The sequence below is a fragment of the Nocardia sp. NPDC050435 genome, from assembly GCF_040655395.1.
In the GTDB taxonomy this organism is placed as follows: domain Bacteria; phylum Actinomycetota; class Actinomycetes; order Mycobacteriales; family Mycobacteriaceae; genus Nocardia.
In genome coordinates this window covers 89,412-104,196 of sequence record NZ_JBFAJW010000019.1, presented here as the reverse complement: position 1 = coordinate 104,196, position 14,785 = coordinate 89,412, and the positions used below count along the sequence as shown (strand labels likewise).

16 protein-coding genes and 1 pseudogene are annotated in these 14,785 nt (G+C 69.2%); 8 read left to right on the top strand and 9 right to left on the bottom strand.

The window, feature by feature from the left end; translation table 11 throughout:
* A pseudogene (locus AB0I43_RS39460) lies at nt 1-150 on the top strand (serine hydroxymethyltransferase); the annotation flags it as partial.
* Between the two features lie 109 nt (nt 151-259).
* Here the strand turns inward: AB0I43_RS39460 and AB0I43_RS39455 are convergent.
* From AB0I43_RS39455 to AB0I43_RS39445, 3 genes are all read right to left on the bottom strand, one after another.
* Nucleotides 260-1,012 (bottom strand): ESX secretion-associated protein EspG, encoded by a 753-nt coding sequence (locus tag AB0I43_RS39455; RefSeq protein ID WP_357433934.1) that lies wholly within the window; start codon nt 1,010-1,012, stop codon nt 260-262.
* The gene (locus AB0I43_RS39450; protein ID WP_357433932.1) at nt 1,012-2,238 is read right to left on the bottom strand and encodes a hypothetical protein; all 1,227 of its coding nucleotides are present in this window, start codon (nt 2,236-2,238) and stop codon (nt 1,012-1,014) included. Before AB0I43_RS39450 ends, AB0I43_RS39455 begins: the two co-directional genes overlap by 1 nt.
* 119 nt (nt 2,239-2,357) lie before the next feature.
* The gene (locus AB0I43_RS39445; protein WP_357433930.1) at nt 2,358-3,548 is read right to left on the bottom strand and encodes an FAD-dependent monooxygenase; all 1,191 of its coding nucleotides are present in this window, start codon (nt 3,546-3,548) and stop codon (nt 2,358-2,360) included.
* 110 nt (nt 3,549-3,658) lie between these two features.
* On the opposite strand from AB0I43_RS39445, the gene AB0I43_RS39440 reads away from it, so the two are divergent.
* Both AB0I43_RS39440 and AB0I43_RS39435 read left to right on the top strand, forming a co-directional pair.
* Complete coding sequence (locus AB0I43_RS39440; RefSeq protein WP_357433928.1) at nt 3,659-4,390, top strand: TetR/AcrR family transcriptional regulator; 732 nt, start codon at nt 3,659-3,661, stop codon at nt 4,388-4,390.
* 32 nt (nt 4,391-4,422) lie between these two features.
* On the top strand, nt 4,423-4,854 hold the full coding sequence (locus AB0I43_RS39435) for a limonene-1,2-epoxide hydrolase family protein (RefSeq protein ID WP_356980538.1): 432 nt from the start codon (nt 4,423-4,425) through the stop codon (nt 4,852-4,854).
* 79 nt (nt 4,855-4,933) lie between these two features.
* Here the strand turns inward: AB0I43_RS39435 and AB0I43_RS39430 are convergent, their stop codons facing one another.
* Complete coding sequence (locus AB0I43_RS39430; RefSeq protein ID WP_357433926.1) at nt 4,934-5,206, bottom strand: hypothetical protein; 273 nt, start codon at nt 5,204-5,206, stop codon at nt 4,934-4,936.
* A 281-nt stretch (nt 5,207-5,487) separates the two neighbouring features.
* Between AB0I43_RS39430 and AB0I43_RS39425 the strand changes: the two genes are divergently transcribed.
* The 3 genes from AB0I43_RS39425 (at nt 5,488) to AB0I43_RS39415 (ending at nt 8,545) form a co-directional block, all read left to right on the top strand.
* A complete protein-coding gene (locus AB0I43_RS39425) occupies nt 5,488-6,876 on the top strand; it encodes a PhoH family protein (protein ID WP_356980536.1) in 1,389 nt (462 codons plus the stop codon).
* A 150-nt stretch (nt 6,877-7,026) separates the two neighbouring features.
* Entirely contained in the window at nt 7,027-7,590 is a 564-nt protein-coding gene (locus AB0I43_RS39420; protein ID WP_357433924.1) for an esterase, read from the top strand.
* Between the two features lie 85 nt (nt 7,591-7,675).
* A complete protein-coding gene (locus tag AB0I43_RS39415; RefSeq protein WP_357433922.1) occupies nt 7,676-8,545 on the top strand; it encodes an acyl-ACP desaturase in 870 nt (289 codons plus the stop codon).
* A gap of 250 nt (nt 8,546-8,795) precedes the next feature.
* Here the strand turns inward: AB0I43_RS39415 and AB0I43_RS39410 are convergent, their stop codons facing one another.
* The 5 genes from AB0I43_RS39410 to glpX all read right to left on the bottom strand — a co-directional run bounded on the left by AB0I43_RS39410 (nt 8,796) and on the right by glpX (nt 13,801).
* Entirely contained in the window at nt 8,796-10,199 is a 1,404-nt protein-coding gene (locus AB0I43_RS39410; protein ID WP_357433920.1) for a class II fumarate hydratase, read from the bottom strand.
* 82 nt (nt 10,200-10,281) lie between these two features.
* On the bottom strand, nt 10,282-10,551 hold the full coding sequence (locus AB0I43_RS39405) for a zf-TFIIB domain-containing protein (RefSeq protein WP_357433918.1): 270 nt from the start codon (nt 10,549-10,551) through the stop codon (nt 10,282-10,284).
* Between the two features lie 40 nt (nt 10,552-10,591).
* Complete coding sequence (locus AB0I43_RS39400) at nt 10,592-11,878, bottom strand: phosphotransferase (protein WP_357433915.1); 1,287 nt, start codon at nt 11,876-11,878, stop codon at nt 10,592-10,594.
* A 434-nt stretch (nt 11,879-12,312) separates the two neighbouring features.
* Nucleotides 12,313-12,627, bottom strand: a complete 315-nt coding sequence (locus AB0I43_RS39395) for a hypothetical protein (protein ID WP_357433914.1) — start codon at nt 12,625-12,627, stop codon at nt 12,313-12,315.
* Between the two features lie 133 nt (nt 12,628-12,760).
* Nucleotides 12,761-13,801: a class II fructose-bisphosphatase gene (gene glpX / locus AB0I43_RS39390; RefSeq protein ID WP_356980529.1), complete on the bottom strand. Its 1,041-nt coding sequence runs from the start codon at nt 13,799-13,801 to the stop codon at nt 12,761-12,763.
* Nucleotides 13,802-13,910: 109 nt separating this feature from the next.
* Here glpX and AB0I43_RS39385 point away from each other — a divergent pair, with 109 nt between their 5' ends.
* Together AB0I43_RS39385 and AB0I43_RS39380 are read left to right on the top strand one after the other, a co-directional pair.
* Nucleotides 13,911-14,480 (top strand): DUF4245 domain-containing protein, encoded by a 570-nt coding sequence (locus AB0I43_RS39385; RefSeq protein WP_356980528.1) that lies wholly within the window; start codon nt 13,911-13,913, stop codon nt 14,478-14,480.
* Nucleotides 14,481-14,571: 91 nt separating this feature from the next.
* Nucleotides 14,572-14,775: a hypothetical protein gene (locus tag AB0I43_RS39380; RefSeq protein ID WP_357433912.1), complete on the top strand. Its 204-nt coding sequence runs from the start codon at nt 14,572-14,574 to the stop codon at nt 14,773-14,775.
* The last annotated feature ends 10 nt before the right edge of the window (nt 14,776-14,785 follow it).

The window sequence follows — 14,785 nt, the reverse complement described above, 5'->3', positions numbered from 1 at the left end:
TTCGGCGACGCCGAGTTCACCGAGGTCGCCGACATCATCGCCGCCACCCTGGCCGGGGGCGACGTGGAGACCCAGCGCGCCCGGGTCACCAAACTCGCCCAGAGCGTCCCGTTGTACGACGGTCTGGAGGACTGGCGCCTGCTCGGCTGAGTTCCGAACGCCTGCCTCGTCCCCGTCCATGTGCGAAATGGGCGGGGACGCTTGCTTTCAGGAGCCGAGGGAGTAAGGCCGACGCGCCGAGTACGCGCCGAGTACGCGCCTACGCCCCCGCCCGGGCCCGGCCGCGGATGATCGCCTCGTCCAGGTAGCGGGTGATGGTCGCGCTGGTGGCGGGCCGGATCATCAGTGCGCGGTTGGCCGGTGTCTCGGCGTAGCGCCCCTCGGCGGTATCGATCCAGCGCAGTTTGCCGGTACGCAGCGGCTCCGCGTTGCGCGGGCCGAGCAACACCGCCAATGTGCCCCGGGTAGTGCAGGATTGGCGCCAGAACCGGCGGTAGTCCGCGCGGGCTTCGGAATCCTGGCCGAACGGGTCGGTCGGGTCGTCTTCGAGATCGCCCAGCAGGTAGCTTCTTTCGGCCGCGGTGCCCGCGGGCGGGTCGGGCAGCAGCCGGACGAGTTCGGTGGCGAGATGGTCGCTGCGGCAGCGGCGCAGGCGCACCTTGCCGCCGTCCGGGCCCGGGTTCTGCATGGCGATGACGCCGGTGCCGCTGCGGCTGGCGCAGCCGATGGCCCGCATCTCCGTGACGGCCCCGCGCCGGCGGTGGTCCAGCCCGGACAGTTCGATGCGCCAATCCGGTTGGCCGAGCACGCGCAGTGCGCGCTTGAGATGCAGGTGCTCGTCGGCGTCCAGCTCCCGCCGGAAACGCCGCTGATAGTCCTGGTATTCGTGCAATCCGGGAAAGCGGCTGGTGAACCGGAACGGGAACGGCAGCCGGTCCAGCCCGGTGCCGAACCAGGCGGCGGCGAACTGTTCGGCGGTGAGCGTCCACTGGGGGAGCGGGGGCTGCGGCATCAGTCGGCTCCGAGCGCGGGTGGGACGGTCTTCTCGGTCTCGCCGAGCAATTTCTTCGAATTCTCTTTGCTGCGAAGGTATTTGGCCGCCTTGTGCTCGCCGTCCTCCTCGCCGCGGGCGTGACCGCGCGGCGGCATCATCCCGGCGTATCCGGCGGAGCCGGGCACGGCGACCCGGCTACCGGCGGGAGCGGGCGCGACCGGGGCGTTCTGCGCCGCGGGTTGCGCGGGCACCGACGTGCCGGGCCGTAATGGATTGGCCGGGTTCGCGGCCGGATTGCTCGCGGCCGGGGCGTTCGGCGCCACCACGGACTGCGGTGTCGCGACCGGAGCGGCGGGGGCCGCGGCGGCGGGCAGGCTCGCGGACTGCGGTGCCGTGGACGACTGTGGCGTAAACGCGCCGGAGGGGAAAGTGGACGTACCCGGACTGTGCGAAAGCGATTGCGGCGCTGTGCTCGCCGGTGCGTTGGCCGCCGGCTGCTCGGTTCCCGGCGCGCCGTTCTCGGCCGGATCGCCCGGTTCGGCCGGTTGGCCGTTCTCCTCGGGCTGCTGCGACTCGGCCGGGGTGCTCGGCGCGGGCGTGCCCGCCTCGGCCGGGGTCGCCGTGTCGGCGGGCTGGGCCGGGCTCGGCGTGCCGTTCTCGGTACCGGGTTGCGTGCCAGGGGAATTCGGCACGGGCGTGACCCCGGTGCCGGGTACCGGTGTGACGCCGTTACCGGGCACGGTGGCGGGACTCACCGGCTCCGGCAGCGTCGGAATCTCCGGGGCCGTCGCGACGTAGGGCTGGATGTAGTAGGTGTACATGTCGTCGCGGGCCTGCTCCTCCTGGGAGTTGCGCGCGGCGGGTTCGGTGGAGTTCGCGGAGCTGTCGGACACCGCGGGGATCGCGGCCTTGAACTTCGTCGCCGCGCTCGCCGCCGCCGAGAGCGGCGTGGACTGCTGGGCCAGGGACTCGCCGAGCTCGCCCACCCGGGTGGCGTACTCGCGGATGCCGCGCACCGCCGCCGCCGCCGCGGCACCCTCCCAGCGCTGATCGACGGCCTTCTGGATCGCGGTTTCGAACTCCTCGCCCGCCCTGGTCACCGCGGTCGCGATCGCCGACCAGGCCGCGAACGCCGCGTCCAGCCCCGCCGGATTCATCTGGTCGGCGGCCTGTTTGATCTCGGCGTGCGAAAAGTTCTGCGCGTTCTCAGGATTGGTGATCGCCCTGCCGTCGGTAGGTCTCATGGATCGCTCCCTGGTGGTGCCCGGTGGCGGATGTGAGCCGTTCGACCATATAGACGCATCCCACCGCCTTCCGGTTCCATCGAAACACAACCGGCGGACGCTGGCGAGCGCGCGAACGATCACCGCCCCCGGACCAGCGCCGGGTAGTCCAGGAGATCGATGTCGTTGGCGGCGTTGTCCCCGAACTTCGCCATCAGCGCCCACATCCGGCTGCCGAGGAACCAGTTGCGCAGCTTGATCCCGCGCGCGGTCCGCGGCGCGAGGAATTTCCCCGCGTTGGCGTTCCCGGCGATCTTGGCGTAGCGGCGCATGATCTCGTCGTAGCGCGCGAACGCGGCCCGGTGGTCACCGGCCGCCAGCGCCAGTTCCCCGGCGAGCACGTACGCGCCGACCACCGCGAGCCCGGTGCCGAAGCCGCCCAGGGTGTTTCCGTAGGCGGAGTCGCCGACCAGCGCCACCCGGCCCCTGATGTATCCGGTCGCGCGCATCCGGACCTGGCTCAGCGAATCCAGGTAGAAGTCGTCGAATTCGGCCATCTCGGTCAGCATTCGCGGCACTTCCCAGCCCAGCCCGGCGTACCGCTCCGCGACGAGCCGGCGTTGCGCGGCGATGTCGTCGCGGTCGTAATCGAGTTCGGGCGCGGCGAACATGTACAGCTGCTGTGCTTTCGCGCCGCCGCTGACGGCCAGCCGACCGGGCGCGTTGAAGCCGTAGGCGGTGACGCGCTCGCGCGGCCCGGTCTGCTCGGCCTGCCACGGGCTCGCGCCCGCGACGCAGTAGTAGTGGCCCAGGTGCGCGACGAACTGCGCCTCCGGCCCGAACGCCAGCCGCCGCACCCGCGAGTGGATTCCGTCGGCGCCGAAGACCAGATCGAAGGTGCCCGCCGCGCCCGACGCGAATTCGACGTGGACGCCCGCGGCGGTCTCGGTGAGCGCGGTGATCGAATCGCCGAAGCGATATTCGCAGGAGCCGAGGGTCTTCTTGTACATGATCCGGGCCAGATCGCCGCGCAGGATCTCGACGTCGCCGCCGGTGAAATCGCCGGACATGAACCCCACCCGCCGGCCCTCCGCGTCGACGAAGACGGTGTCGGTGGTGCCGGTGCGGTGCGCCTGGATCTCGGCCCAGATGCCCATCCGCTCCAGCACGGTGCGGTGGGTGGCGCCCTTGAAGTCGACGGCCTGGCCGCCGGGGCGCAGTTCCGGGGCGCGCTCGACGACGGTGACGTCGAACCCGTATCGGTCCAGCCAGTAGGCCAGGGCCGGGCCGGCGACGGACGCACCGGAGATGAGAACGGACTGGTTGCGCATGGTTTCTCCTGGATCGAAATCTGTGTCCGAGGGAATCTGTTTCCGGTGGACACGAATTAGAGTATGGTAGACACAATTAATCGTCAAGCGGATTCTGAGAGGATCGGCCGATGCCGTCACCGACCACCGTCGAGCTGCTGTGGGGCACCCGGCAGCGGCCCAAGCGCGGTCCCAAACCAGCGCTCACCCTGGCCGGAATCGTCGACGAGGCGATCGCGCTGGCCGACGCCGAGGGGCTGGCCAGCCTGTCCATGCAGCGCCTGGCCGAGCGCCTCGGCTACACCAAGATGTCGCTGTACCGCTATGTCCCGGGCAAGGAGCAGCTCACCGCGCTCATGCTCGACGCCGCCCTGGGCGCTCCGCCGGAACCGGAACCGGGGCAGCGCGCCTCGTGGCAGGCGGCGTTACGGCAATGGGCGATGACGATCTTCGGGCGCTATCGCGCGCACCCCTGGTCGCTGGAGCTGGCGGTCGGCGTGCGCCCGATGGGCCCGAACGAGATGGCCTGGCTCGAGGTGGCTTTGGCCGCCCTGTCCGGCACCGGGCTGACCGGCCCCGAGCGCCTGGACACCGTGGTGCTGATCAACGGGCACGTGCGCAGCCTCGCCCAGCAGTCCCGCGCCGCGACGGGTGCGCAGCCGGCCGAGCAGGTCGCCCAGCAATTCGCCGACATGATGGCCGCCGCCGGTGACAGCTATCCCGAGGTTCGCGCCGCGTTCGTCGAGGAGGCGGCCACGACCGGGGCGTCGCCGTTCGCCGACAACGCGGGCGACGCCCTGCACTTCGGCATCGAACGCATCCTGGACGGCTTGGCCGTCCTCGTCGCCGCGCGCACGGGATAGCGGCCGCACCGCCCGCGGCCTAGGCTCGCAGCATGGCCGAGGAACTCGAACTCACCCAGGACGCGATCACTACGGTGCGGGAGTTCTTCACCGCGCTGGAGCTCAGCGCCGTCGACGAGGCGCTGGAACTGCTGCATCCCGACATCGTCTGGAAGAACACCTCGCTGCCCGATGTCCGCGGCCTGCGCCGGGTCGGCGCCGTGCTGCGCGGCCTGGATCGCGAGGCGTTCGGGTTCGGGGTCGAGATCCACCACATCGCCGCCGACGGCGACATCGTGCTCACCGACCGCACCGACTACCTGCGCGCCGGCCCGCTGACCGTCGGGTTCTGGGTGACGGGCACCTTCGAGCTGCGCGACGGCCGAATCGTGCTCTGGCACGATCACTTCAGTTTCGAGAACTTCTTCCGCGGCGTCGCGGTCGGGCTCTGGCGCGCGGCGTCCGCGAAGCTGCTCAGCCGCTGACCGCCGGTCGCTGTTCGCGTGCTGGCGCGCCGCCGCCCGGGCGGCGGTCTGGAGCTGCCCGGGCGGGGCGACCGGCGGATCAGGAATGCGTGCGCAGGTACTCCAGGTAGAACGGCCGCAGCTGCTCGGCGAGTTCGCCCTCGCCGGCGTGCACGTAGTCGTGCAGCAGGGCGGCGGTGTTGTTGACATCCACCTCGGCTTCGCCCTGGTCGCCGGTCTCGGCCTCGGCGGCCGGGATCCGCTTCACCAGCTGCCAGAGGAACTTCACGTCGCCGTGGCGTACCGCCAGCTTCACCGCCTCGTCGTGCAGTTCCTTGGACGACAGGTTCTCCAGATCCTCGTTTCCGGCCATGAAACCGACTCTAGCTTCCAGTCCCGTATCGGTTAACGAAAGATTCACGGACACGCCTTCGCTTCCCCGAGCGCAGACCGGGTGGTCGGCGGTAGCGTCGATGGTGCGAGCCGCGTCGGTGTGGCTCGTACGGGAGGTCCTGACCGTGACTGAGAAATTCAGTGCGAGAGGGCCGGCGCCCGGCCCTCTTGGCAGTTGACGCGAGTCGAATGCCATCAGGACCGGCCGGTCCAGCGAGATCGTCCGCGCGCGGGTGCCGCACGGACACAAAGGAGCCCACCGTGACTGCTGCACGCTCCGTTTCCGCTCCCTCGGCGAAATCCTCCGGGAAATCCGCCGCTGTCCCTACAGACACCAAGGGGGCTCGCCCTTCGCTCTCCCAGAAAACCTTTGTCATCGACACCTCGGTCCTGCTGTCGGATCCCTGGGCATTCACCAGGTTCGGCGACAACGACGTGGTGCTCCCGCTGGTCGTCATCAGCGAACTCGAAGGCAAACGGCACCATCACGAACTGGGCTGGTTCGCGCGGGAAGCCCTGCGCAACCTGGATGATCTCCGGCTGCAGTACGGCCGGTTGGATGAGCAGGTGCCGATCGGCACCGAGGGCGGAACGCTGCAGGTGGAACTCAACCACACCGACCCCGCGGTCCTGCCCGTCGGATTCCGCACCGACACCAACGATTCCCGCATCCTCGCCTGTGCGCTCAATCTCGCGGCCGAGGGCCGTGCGGTGGTGCTGGTGTCGAAAGACATTCCGTTGCGCGTCAAAGCCAGCGCGGTGGGCTTGCACGCCGACGAATATCACGCACAGGACGTGGTGACCTCCGGCTGGGCCGGCATGGTCGAAATCGATGTGGCCAAAGAACAGGTCGACCAGCTCTACGCCGATTCCGTGATCGACTTGGACGAGGCCCGGGAGTTGCCGTGTCACACCGGCATCCGGCTGCTCGGCACGAGTTCGAGCGCGCTGGGCCGGGTCACCCCGGACAAACGGGTGCAGCTGGTCCGGGAACGGGAGGCCTTCGGACTGCACGGGCGCTCCGCCGAACAGCGGATCGCGCTGGATCTGCTGCTGGACGAGAGCATCGGCATCGTCTCGCTCGGCGGCCGGGCCGGCACCGGTAAATCGGCGCTCGCGCTGACCGCCGGTCTGGAGGCGGTGCTGGAACGCCGCACGCAGCGCAAGGTGGTGGTCTTCCGTCCGCTCTACGCGGTCGGCGGCCAGGATCTCGGCTACCTGCCCGGTTCCGAGAGCGAGAAGATGGGGCCCTGGGCGCAGGCCGTCTTCGACACGCTCGACGGGCTGGCCAGCCGCGAGGTGCTCGAGGAGGTGCTCTCTCGCGACATGCTCGAGGTGCTTCCGCTCACCCACATCCGCGGCCGCTCGCTGCACGATTCGTTCGTGATCGTGGACGAGGCGCAGTCCCTGGAGCGCAATGTGCTGCTCACGGTGCTCAGCCGGCTGGGCACGGGCTCGCGGGTGGTGCTCACCCACGACGTCGCGCAGCGCGACAACCTGCGAGTCGGCCGGCACGACGGTGTCGCGGCCGTGATCGAGAAGCTGAAGGGGCATCCGCTGTTCGCGCACATCACCCTCACGCGCAGCGAGCGGTCGCCGATCGCCGCGCTGGTCACCGAGATGCTGGAGGAGTACGGCCCGAGCGCGTAGCCCGGTAGCAGCAATCGAGCAGAGTGTGTTTCATCTCACATCGAGCGGGTAATATCCCGCGGCAATAGCTGTTCGGCATGATCCGGTGGCCCTTTCCGGGGTTCGCCGGATCATTGCTGAACCCCCGGTTGCCCTTTCGAGAGGATGGACATGAACCACTTCGCTCGACGAACGGCTCCATACGCGGCGGTGCTCGCCGCCGCGGCCCTGCTGCTGGCCGCCGGCTGCAGCAAAGACGAGGCAAAAGAGAATGTCGACAAGGCCAAGGGGGCGGTGACCTCCGTGCTGGACAACCCCTCGTCGACCGCCGCTTCGCCCTCCGGCAGCGCCACCGCCACGGCCGAGGCCGAGCAGACCAGGATCGCCACCCAGGGCGGCCAGGAGGTCACCATCTCCGGTGACATCTACGAGAAGTACGTCGAGATCGGCGGTTCGGCCAGTCCGCTCGGCCTGCCGCTGGAGCCGGAGGAGAACGGCCCGAACGGCGGCAAGTACCAGGACTTCGCCGGCGGCACCATCTACTCCGCCGAGGACGGCGACCCGCACATCGTCTGGGGTGAGATCCGCAAGGCCTGGGAGGCCAACGGCGGCGCCAACGGCAAGCTGGGCTACCCGACGAGCGACGAGCAGGACATCCCCGGCGGCAAGGAATCCACCTTCACCGGCGGCACCATCACCTGGAAGGACGGGCAGATCACCGTCACGCCCAAGTAGTAGCGAGCGCCCGGGATCGCACGGTCCCGGGCGCTTTCTCGCGCTCGGCTCCCCATACGCCTTGCGCACCGACTAGGTTGTGCTGGTGCAGAATCACTTGACCGACCGCGAGCTGCTCGAAGCCCTCTCCGGCGAGGTGGAGCTCGAACTCCACCGGCACATCGAGCGCGCCGACGGCTGGCAGCCCCACGACTACGTGCCGTTCGACGACGGCCGCAATTTCGGTTTCCTCGGCGGAATCGACTGGGAGCCGGAGCAATCCGAGCTCGGTGAGGTCGCCAAGCTGGCCCTGACGGTGAGCGTGCTGATCGCCGACAACCTCCCCTCGTATCACCGGGAGATCGGCAAGTACCTGCGCATCGGGCCGTGGTGGCGCTGGGTGGGCCGGTGGACCGCCGAGGAGAATCGGCACGAAATCATGCTGCGCAATTACTTGATGGTGACGCGCGCGGTCGATCCGATCGAATTGGAACGGCTGCGTATGGCGCATATGACGAATGGGTTCCGCCGTCCCGCGCTGCATTTGCTGGACGTGCTCGCGAATTGTGCGTTCGAAGAAGCGGCGTCGGCCGTGCGGCATCGCAATATCGCGGCACTGCAGGAGAATCCGATGGTCACCGCGATGGCCGAGCGGATCGCGGTCGACGACGAATTGCAGGCGGCGTTCTTCGCCCATCTCGTCGGCGCGGCGTTCGAGCACGCGCCGGACCAGGCGATGCGCGCCATCGCCGACCGGGTGGCCGGATTCGCGGTGCCCTCGGTCGCGCTGCCGGACGGGCGCAGCAGTGACGAGGTGCTGGCCGAGGCCGGGATCTACGATCCGGCGCGCGAGCCGGAACTCGTCTTCGGGCCGCTGCTGCGGCAGTGGAACGTCTTCGACCGGAGCGATCTGGGCGAGGCGGGCGAGCAGGCCCGGGCCGAATTGGCGCACCTGCGGGATCCGGCGCACGCCTGAAACGCCTTTTTCACCTTTCTTGCGGATTTGTGAAACGCGGCATAAGTTGCCGCCGATTAGCTGAATAACGCTGCATTCCGCGGCGACGCAAGAAAGGTGAAGACCATGGTGCTCGATATCTTTAGCTGGTTCCTGGACAAGGGCGTCGACGTTTTCGGCTGGTTCCGGGACTTCTGGGGCGTCTGATAAACCCCGGATAAACGAATTCCCCCGAAGGTTGACACCGACGGGGGAATTCGTGTGCGCAACGCTATTCGTCCTCGACCTTCGCCATCGAGAGCACGTCCAGCCGGCGATCCAGCTCTTCCTCGGACAGCTTCTCGCCGATCAGCCCGCGATCGATGACCGTCTGCCGGATCGTCTTCTGCTCCTTCAGCGCCTGCTTGGCCACCGCGGCGGCCTCCTCGTAACCGATCGCCGAATTCAGCGGCGTCACGATGGACGGGGAGGACTCGGCCAGCGTGCGCAACCGCTCCTCGTTCGCGACCAGCCCGGCCACGCACTTGTCGGCGAACAGCCGCGAGACGTTGGCCAGCAGCCGGATCGACTCCAGCACATTGCGCGCCATCACCGGGATGTAGACGTTGAGCTCGAACGCGCCGCCGGCGCCCGCGAACGCGACCGCCGCGTCGTTGCCGATCACCTGCGCGGCCACCTGCGTCACCGCCTCGGGCAGGACCGGATTCACCTTGCCCGGCATGATCGAGCTGCCCGGCTGCAGATCCGGCAGCTGCAATTCGCCCAGGCCGGTGAGCGGGCCCGAACCCATCCAGCGGATGTCGTTGGCGATCTTGGTGAGGCTGACCGCGATGGTGCGCAGCGCGCCGGAGAGCTCCACCAGGCCGTCGCGCGCGGCCTGCGCCTCGAAATGGTCCTGTGCCTCGGTGAGGGCGTCGATCCCGGTCGACTTCACCAGTTCCGCAACGACTTTCGCGCCGAAACCGGCCGGGGCGTTGAGCCCGGTGCCGACCGCGGTGCCGCCGATCGGGAGCTCGCCGAGGCGGGGCAGCGTCGCCATGGCGCGCTCCATGCCCGCCGCGATCTGGCGGGTGTAGCCGCCGAACTCCTGGCCCAGGGTGACCGGCACCGCGTCCATCAGGTGGGTGCGGCCGGATTTCACCACGGTGCGCCACTGCTGGGACTTGTCCAGCAGCGCCAGCCGCAGATGCTCCAGCGCCGGCACCAGATCGGTGATCACGGCCTCGGTCGCGGCCAGATGCGTCGCGGTGGGGAAGGTGTCGTTGGAGGACTGCGACATGTTCACGTCGTCGTTCGGGTGCACCGCCACGCCGGCGGCCTTCGCGAGCGAGGCGATCACCTCGTTCGTGTTCATGTTCGAGCTGGTGCCGGAGCCGGTCTGGAACACATCGATCGGGAACTGGTCGTCGTGCGCGCCCGCGGCGATCTCCGCGGCGGCCGCGACGATGGCGTCGGCCTTGTCCTTGTCGAGCAGCCCCAGATCGCGGTTCACCGTGGCGCACGCGGCCTTCAGCAGTCCGAGCGCACGGATCTGGGCGCGTTCCAGGCCGCGGCCGCTGATCGGGAAGTTGTCCACGGCGCGCTGGGTCTGCGCCCGCCACAGGGCGTGCACCGGGACCTGGACTTCCCCCATGGTGTCGTGCTCGACACGGAACTGCTGCGATTCCTCGGTCATGGAATCGACCCTATGCCCGCGGCGGGACCCTTGGGGCTGCCACGCCTGAGGTCATTCGCACATCCGGCGGCGGGAATACCCGTCAGGAGGAGAACAGCATCTTCCCGAAGCCCTTGTGCTTGCCGTGGTGGCCGTACCCGTGGCCGTGACCGTAGTGCTGCTGCTGCGGCGCGCCCCACACCGGCGGGGCGCTCGCGGGCGGCGGCGGCGTGCCGTAGCCCGATTCCAGCCGGGTCAGATTTTCCAGCTCGCCGTAATCCAGGAAGATCCCCCGGCAGTTGCCGCACTGCTCGATGTGCACCCCACTGCGGTTGTAGGTCTGCATCACGCCATGACATTTCGGACACTGCATAAGCCGACGGTACGCCTTACCGGACCGTCCAGGGCGGCGATCAGGAGATGCCGGCGATCCGGTGACAGGTGTCCACCAGCGCGCGATCGATGTCGTCGAGGGCTCGTCCGGCGAGCGCGGCGGCGGCGACCGCCAGTGCCGCCGCTTGGATGACCACGGCGCGCGCGGGAATCTCCAAGGCGGCCCAGGGATCTCCGTGCTCCGGGACCGCCGGGCCGCCCGCGTGCCGGTAGGCGTTCAGGAAGCGCTCCCACGCCGAGGGATCGAGCACACCGGCCAGATAGAAGGCGGCCGGGCGCGCCAGATCCCAAGCCGGATCGCCGTACCCGAGATCATCGATATCGACCAGCCGCCAAGGATTTTCGTGCGCCATCGGCAGTCGGACCAACTGGCCGAGATGAAAGTCGCCGTGTACGAGATGATTCAGACGTGGATGGGGGACTTCCGCAGCAGGCTGCCTGCCGGTCTCGAAGGTTCCTTCGGTCACGGATGCCGGGAGACCCGCGAATGCCCGGCGCACCACGGCCGCGGCGGTCGTATCGATCGCCTCTGCGGCAGCGCCTTCCATGTCGGTCGCCCGGGCCAGCCGCCGCATCGCACGCCGTACTCGCGCGGGGCCGCCCGCTGCGGGCAGCGCCGCGACTGGAACGGAAGCGGCATGGGCGTCGAATGGCTTCCGTTCCGTCCCGGCGTCGATCACGTCTGTTTCAGCGCCTGCTGTATCGGTCCGCGTGATCAGTTGTGGCGGATCAGCTCCCGGCCTCTTGGCACCAGAATCCGCTGCGTGCTTCACGGTCGACGCGCCCGATGTGCCTGTCGTTCCCGGCTCGTGTGTCCGGGCTGTCGTGCGCGCTCTCTCGCTGCCGGGCTGCTGATGTGTGATCGATCCTGGCACGGTACGTCGACGATTCGCGGTGCGTGACGAATTCGCCGGTCGCGCAGCCTGGTTCGCGTGCGACGTGAGTGGCAGCCCGTGCAGCTGGGCCAGCAGTGTCGCGGCCGCCTCCCACGGCGCGCCGTCGGGGTCGTCCGGATCGACGGTTTCGCCGAACGGCCACACCGTGATCAGTCGATTCGCGCGATGGAGGACTACCTGCCCGGTGTGCGGCTCGGCGAGGATATCGCGCAGCAACGGATGGCAAGCGAGCTGGAGCCGTGCCCGCAAAGCCGCCTCGTCCGTGTCGAGTGGATGAGCTTTCGCAACGAAACCGCCGACGCGCACCACCGCCGCATCGCTGCGATCGGCGAGGATCTCCGGCTGCCCGGCCGCACCTGCCTCTCGGCACGAAAGCTCCAGTGCCGCACATAATTCGAGCTCCAGGGGCACGAGTTCTCCTGGTTTGTCCGCGGTGGGCCCACGCGCCCCGCCTTGCCGATCCGATCAGCCCGAGCATCGGCGACGTGCCCGCGGGGCAAACGTTGCGCGTGCCCGCCCGATCAGCTTGCCCGACAGAGGACCGGTGCGAGGCGATTCGGTGTCAGCTTGCCCGACAGAGGCCGGTGTGGGCCGATTCGATGTCAGCTGCCCGACAGAGGCCCGTTGCGAGGCGATTCGATGTCAGCTGCCCGACAGAGGCCCTTTGCGAGGCGATTCGGTGTCAGCTTGCCCGACAGAGGCCCGGTGCGGGGCGATTCGGTGTCAGCCCGCCTGGTGGCACAGTGCCCGCGCGCGGACCTTGGCGTCAGCCTGCGGGACGCGGCGCGCTGGGCGATTCGATTGTGGCTTGCCTGATGTGCGCCGCGCACAAGCCGGGTTCAGCGTCAGCTTGCCCGCCGTGCCCCGCGTGCCCGTCGATCCGGCTGAGCCGTGAAGTCGAACCCCGCGGCGAGGGCCTTGCGCACGCCCGCCTCGACCTCACCCGCCCGGATCGGCTCGGTCGGCAGATTCATCCAGTTGTCCGGGCGCGGGCGGTCCGTCGTCACCACCAGCACCGGACCGGGCCGATCCGCGAGTTCGACGGCGAACCGCATCGGTCCGCCGAGCGCCTGGTCGTAGGTGGGCTTGCGGCGCACCGCCCAGCGGTAATCGGTGCCGTCGATCGTGATGAGCCGGGAACCCTTGCGATTCAGCGTCATTGGTCCTCCTTCGTTGTGCCGCGGCGAAACGTATCGCGCGGTTGCGGGGGAGGGCCAGCGATTTTCGGCCGGAAACGCGGAAGACGCGCAGGCATCGAGCCTGCGCGTCTTCGGGCGAGTGGACCGGGAGCGGTCAGGGTAGCGGCGGGTTCGCGTCCTCGTCGCCGTCGAAATCGACCGAGCTGTACTCGCGCAGCTTGGTCAGACGGTGGTAGGAGTCGATCAGGCGGACGGTGCCGGACTTCGAACGCATCACGATGGACTGCGTCGAGGCGCCGCCGCCGAAGTAGCGCACACCGCGCAGCAGGTCGCCGTCGGTGACGCCGGTGGCGCAGAAGAAGACGTTCTCACCCGAGACCAGGTCCTCGGTGGACAGGATGCGGTCCAGATCGTGGCCCGCGGCGATCGCCTTGTCGCGCTCGGCGTCGTCGGTGGGCGCCAGGCGGGCCTGCAGTGCGCCGCCCATGCAGCGCATGGCGGCCGCGGCGATGATGCCCTCGGGGGTGCCGCCGATGCCGATCAGCATGTCGACGCCGGAGTCCGGGCGTGCGGTGGCGATGGCGCCGGCCACGTCACCGTCGGAGATCAGGCGGATGCGGGCGCCCGCGGCGCGCACCTCGTTGATGTGGCGCTCGTGCCGCGGCCGGTCCAGGATGCACACCGTCAGGTCGGAGACCGAGGAGTTCTTGGCCTTGGCGACCCGGCGCAGGTTCTCCGCGATCGGCGCGCTCAGGTCGATGACATCGGCGGCGTCGGGGCCGACGGCGATCTTCTCCATGTAGAACACGGCCGACGGGTCGAACATGGCGCCCCGCTCGGCGACCGCGAGCACGGCGATCGCGCCCGGCGAACCCTTGGACATCAGGGTGGTGCCGTCGATCGGATCGACCGCGAAGTCCAGCTCGGGGCCGGTGCCGTCGCCCACCAGTTCGCCGTTGTACAGCATGGGCGCTTCGTCCTTCTCGCCCTCGCCGATCACCACGATGCCACGCATGGACACGGTCGCGACCAGCTGCCGCATGGCGTCGACGGCGGCGCCGTCGCCACCCTCCTTGTCACCGCGGCCGACCCAGCGGCCCGCGGCCATCGCCCCGGCCTCGGTCACGCGGACCAGCTCGAGCGCAAGGTTGCGGTCCGGTGCCTCGCGGCGGCTAGTGGGCGAAGATGCCGTCATGGCGGGGTGCCTCCCTCGGTTGTGCGTACCGGACGATTGTCTCATTCCGTGGGCAGCCCTCGTGCCACCCCTGGTCCGGGCGGGGCCCGCCGGAGTGGATACTGGGTCCGTGTCCTACCAAAAGCCACGCATTCTGCTCAACTACAAGGATCTGTTCCTCTCCCTGATCCCGTTGGTGCTGATCGTGGTGGTCTTCGCCGGCGCGGCCAGCCAGTGCAGCTTCGCCGCCAACGGCCCGACCCAAGGTGAGATCCCGCATTTCGACGTCAAGGCCGCCCTCACCTCCGACGCCCGGACCCTGTCCTTCCCGATCCGGAATCCGAGCGTCCCGGCGGACTGGACCCCCAATTCCGGCAGCCGCGCCGACATCAGCGGCGCGGGCGGCGGCGCGGTCAGCACTGTGGGTTACATCACGCATCAGGGCACCTACATGCAGCTGACCCAGACCGACGCCACCGAGGAGGCGCTGGCCCGGTTCGTGCTCGGTTCGCGCTACGCCAGCGGCACCCAGCAGGTCGGCGACCAGCAGTGGACGGTCTACGCCGAGCCCACCGAGGAAACCGCCTGGATCGCCGACCTGGGCAAGTCCCGGGTGCTGGTCAAGGGCGCGGGCAACGAGGGCGCCTTCAAGACCCTGGCGCAGGCCGTCACCGCCGCGCAGCCGCTGCCGGGCCGGTAGTTCCAGCGCCCCGACATATCGGGTCGTGCGTGCCTCGATCGACCGCCGAATACTGCTTTCGGGGTGGGGTTTTCGATCAGAGGAACGCCGTATGAAAAAGCTCGTCGCTGTTACCGCCACCTGTGCGGCTCTGCTCATCCCCGCGGCCGCGGCCGGAGCCGCGCCGACGCCGGCGGCCGTCGCCGACAGCGGCTCCGCGTCCGGCTCGGCTGCCGCGAACGCGCTGTGCCTGCTGCTGAAGATGCTGAAGGGCGGCTCGGTGGACAGTTCCGCGCAGCCCAACTGCACGCTCTGACGAGTCGCCC

What these genes read in the sequence shown, in the direction of transcription:
- AB0I43_RS39450 (WP_357433932.1), bottom strand. Translation starts at nt 2,238, where the DNA reads ATGAGACCTACCGACGGCAGGGCGATCACCAATCCTGAGAACGCGCAG.
- AB0I43_RS39445 (WP_357433930.1), bottom strand. Translation starts at nt 3,548, where the DNA reads ATGCGCAACCAGTCCGTTCTCATCTCCGGTGCGTCCGTCGCCGGCCCG.
- AB0I43_RS39380 (WP_357433912.1), top strand. Translation starts at nt 14,572, where the DNA reads ATGAAAAAGCTCGTCGCTGTTACCGCCACCTGTGCGGCTCTGCTCATC.
- AB0I43_RS39430 (WP_357433926.1), bottom strand. Translation starts at nt 5,206, where the DNA reads ATGGCCGGAAACGAGGATCTGGAGAACCTGTCGTCCAAGGAACTGCAC.
- AB0I43_RS39435 (WP_356980538.1), top strand. Translation starts at nt 4,423, where the DNA reads ATGGCCGAGGAACTCGAACTCACCCAGGACGCGATCACTACGGTGCGG.
- AB0I43_RS39420 (WP_357433924.1), top strand. Translation starts at nt 7,027, where the DNA reads ATGAACCACTTCGCTCGACGAACGGCTCCATACGCGGCGGTGCTCGCC.
- AB0I43_RS39410 (WP_357433920.1), bottom strand. Translation starts at nt 10,199, where the DNA reads ATGACCGAGGAATCGCAGCAGTTCCGTGTCGAGCACGACACCATGGGG.
- AB0I43_RS39405 (WP_357433918.1), bottom strand. Translation starts at nt 10,551, where the DNA reads ATGCAGTGTCCGAAATGTCATGGCGTGATGCAGACCTACAACCGCAGT.
- AB0I43_RS39455 (WP_357433934.1), bottom strand. Translation starts at nt 1,012, where the DNA reads ATGCCGCAGCCCCCGCTCCCCCAGTGGACGCTCACCGCCGAACAGTTC.
- glpX (WP_356980529.1), bottom strand. Translation starts at nt 13,801, where the DNA reads ATGACGGCATCTTCGCCCACTAGCCGCCGCGAGGCACCGGACCGCAAC.
- AB0I43_RS39440 (WP_357433928.1), top strand. Translation starts at nt 3,659, where the DNA reads ATGCCGTCACCGACCACCGTCGAGCTGCTGTGGGGCACCCGGCAGCGG.
- AB0I43_RS39395 (WP_357433914.1), bottom strand. Translation starts at nt 12,627, where the DNA reads ATGACGCTGAATCGCAAGGGTTCCCGGCTCATCACGATCGACGGCACC.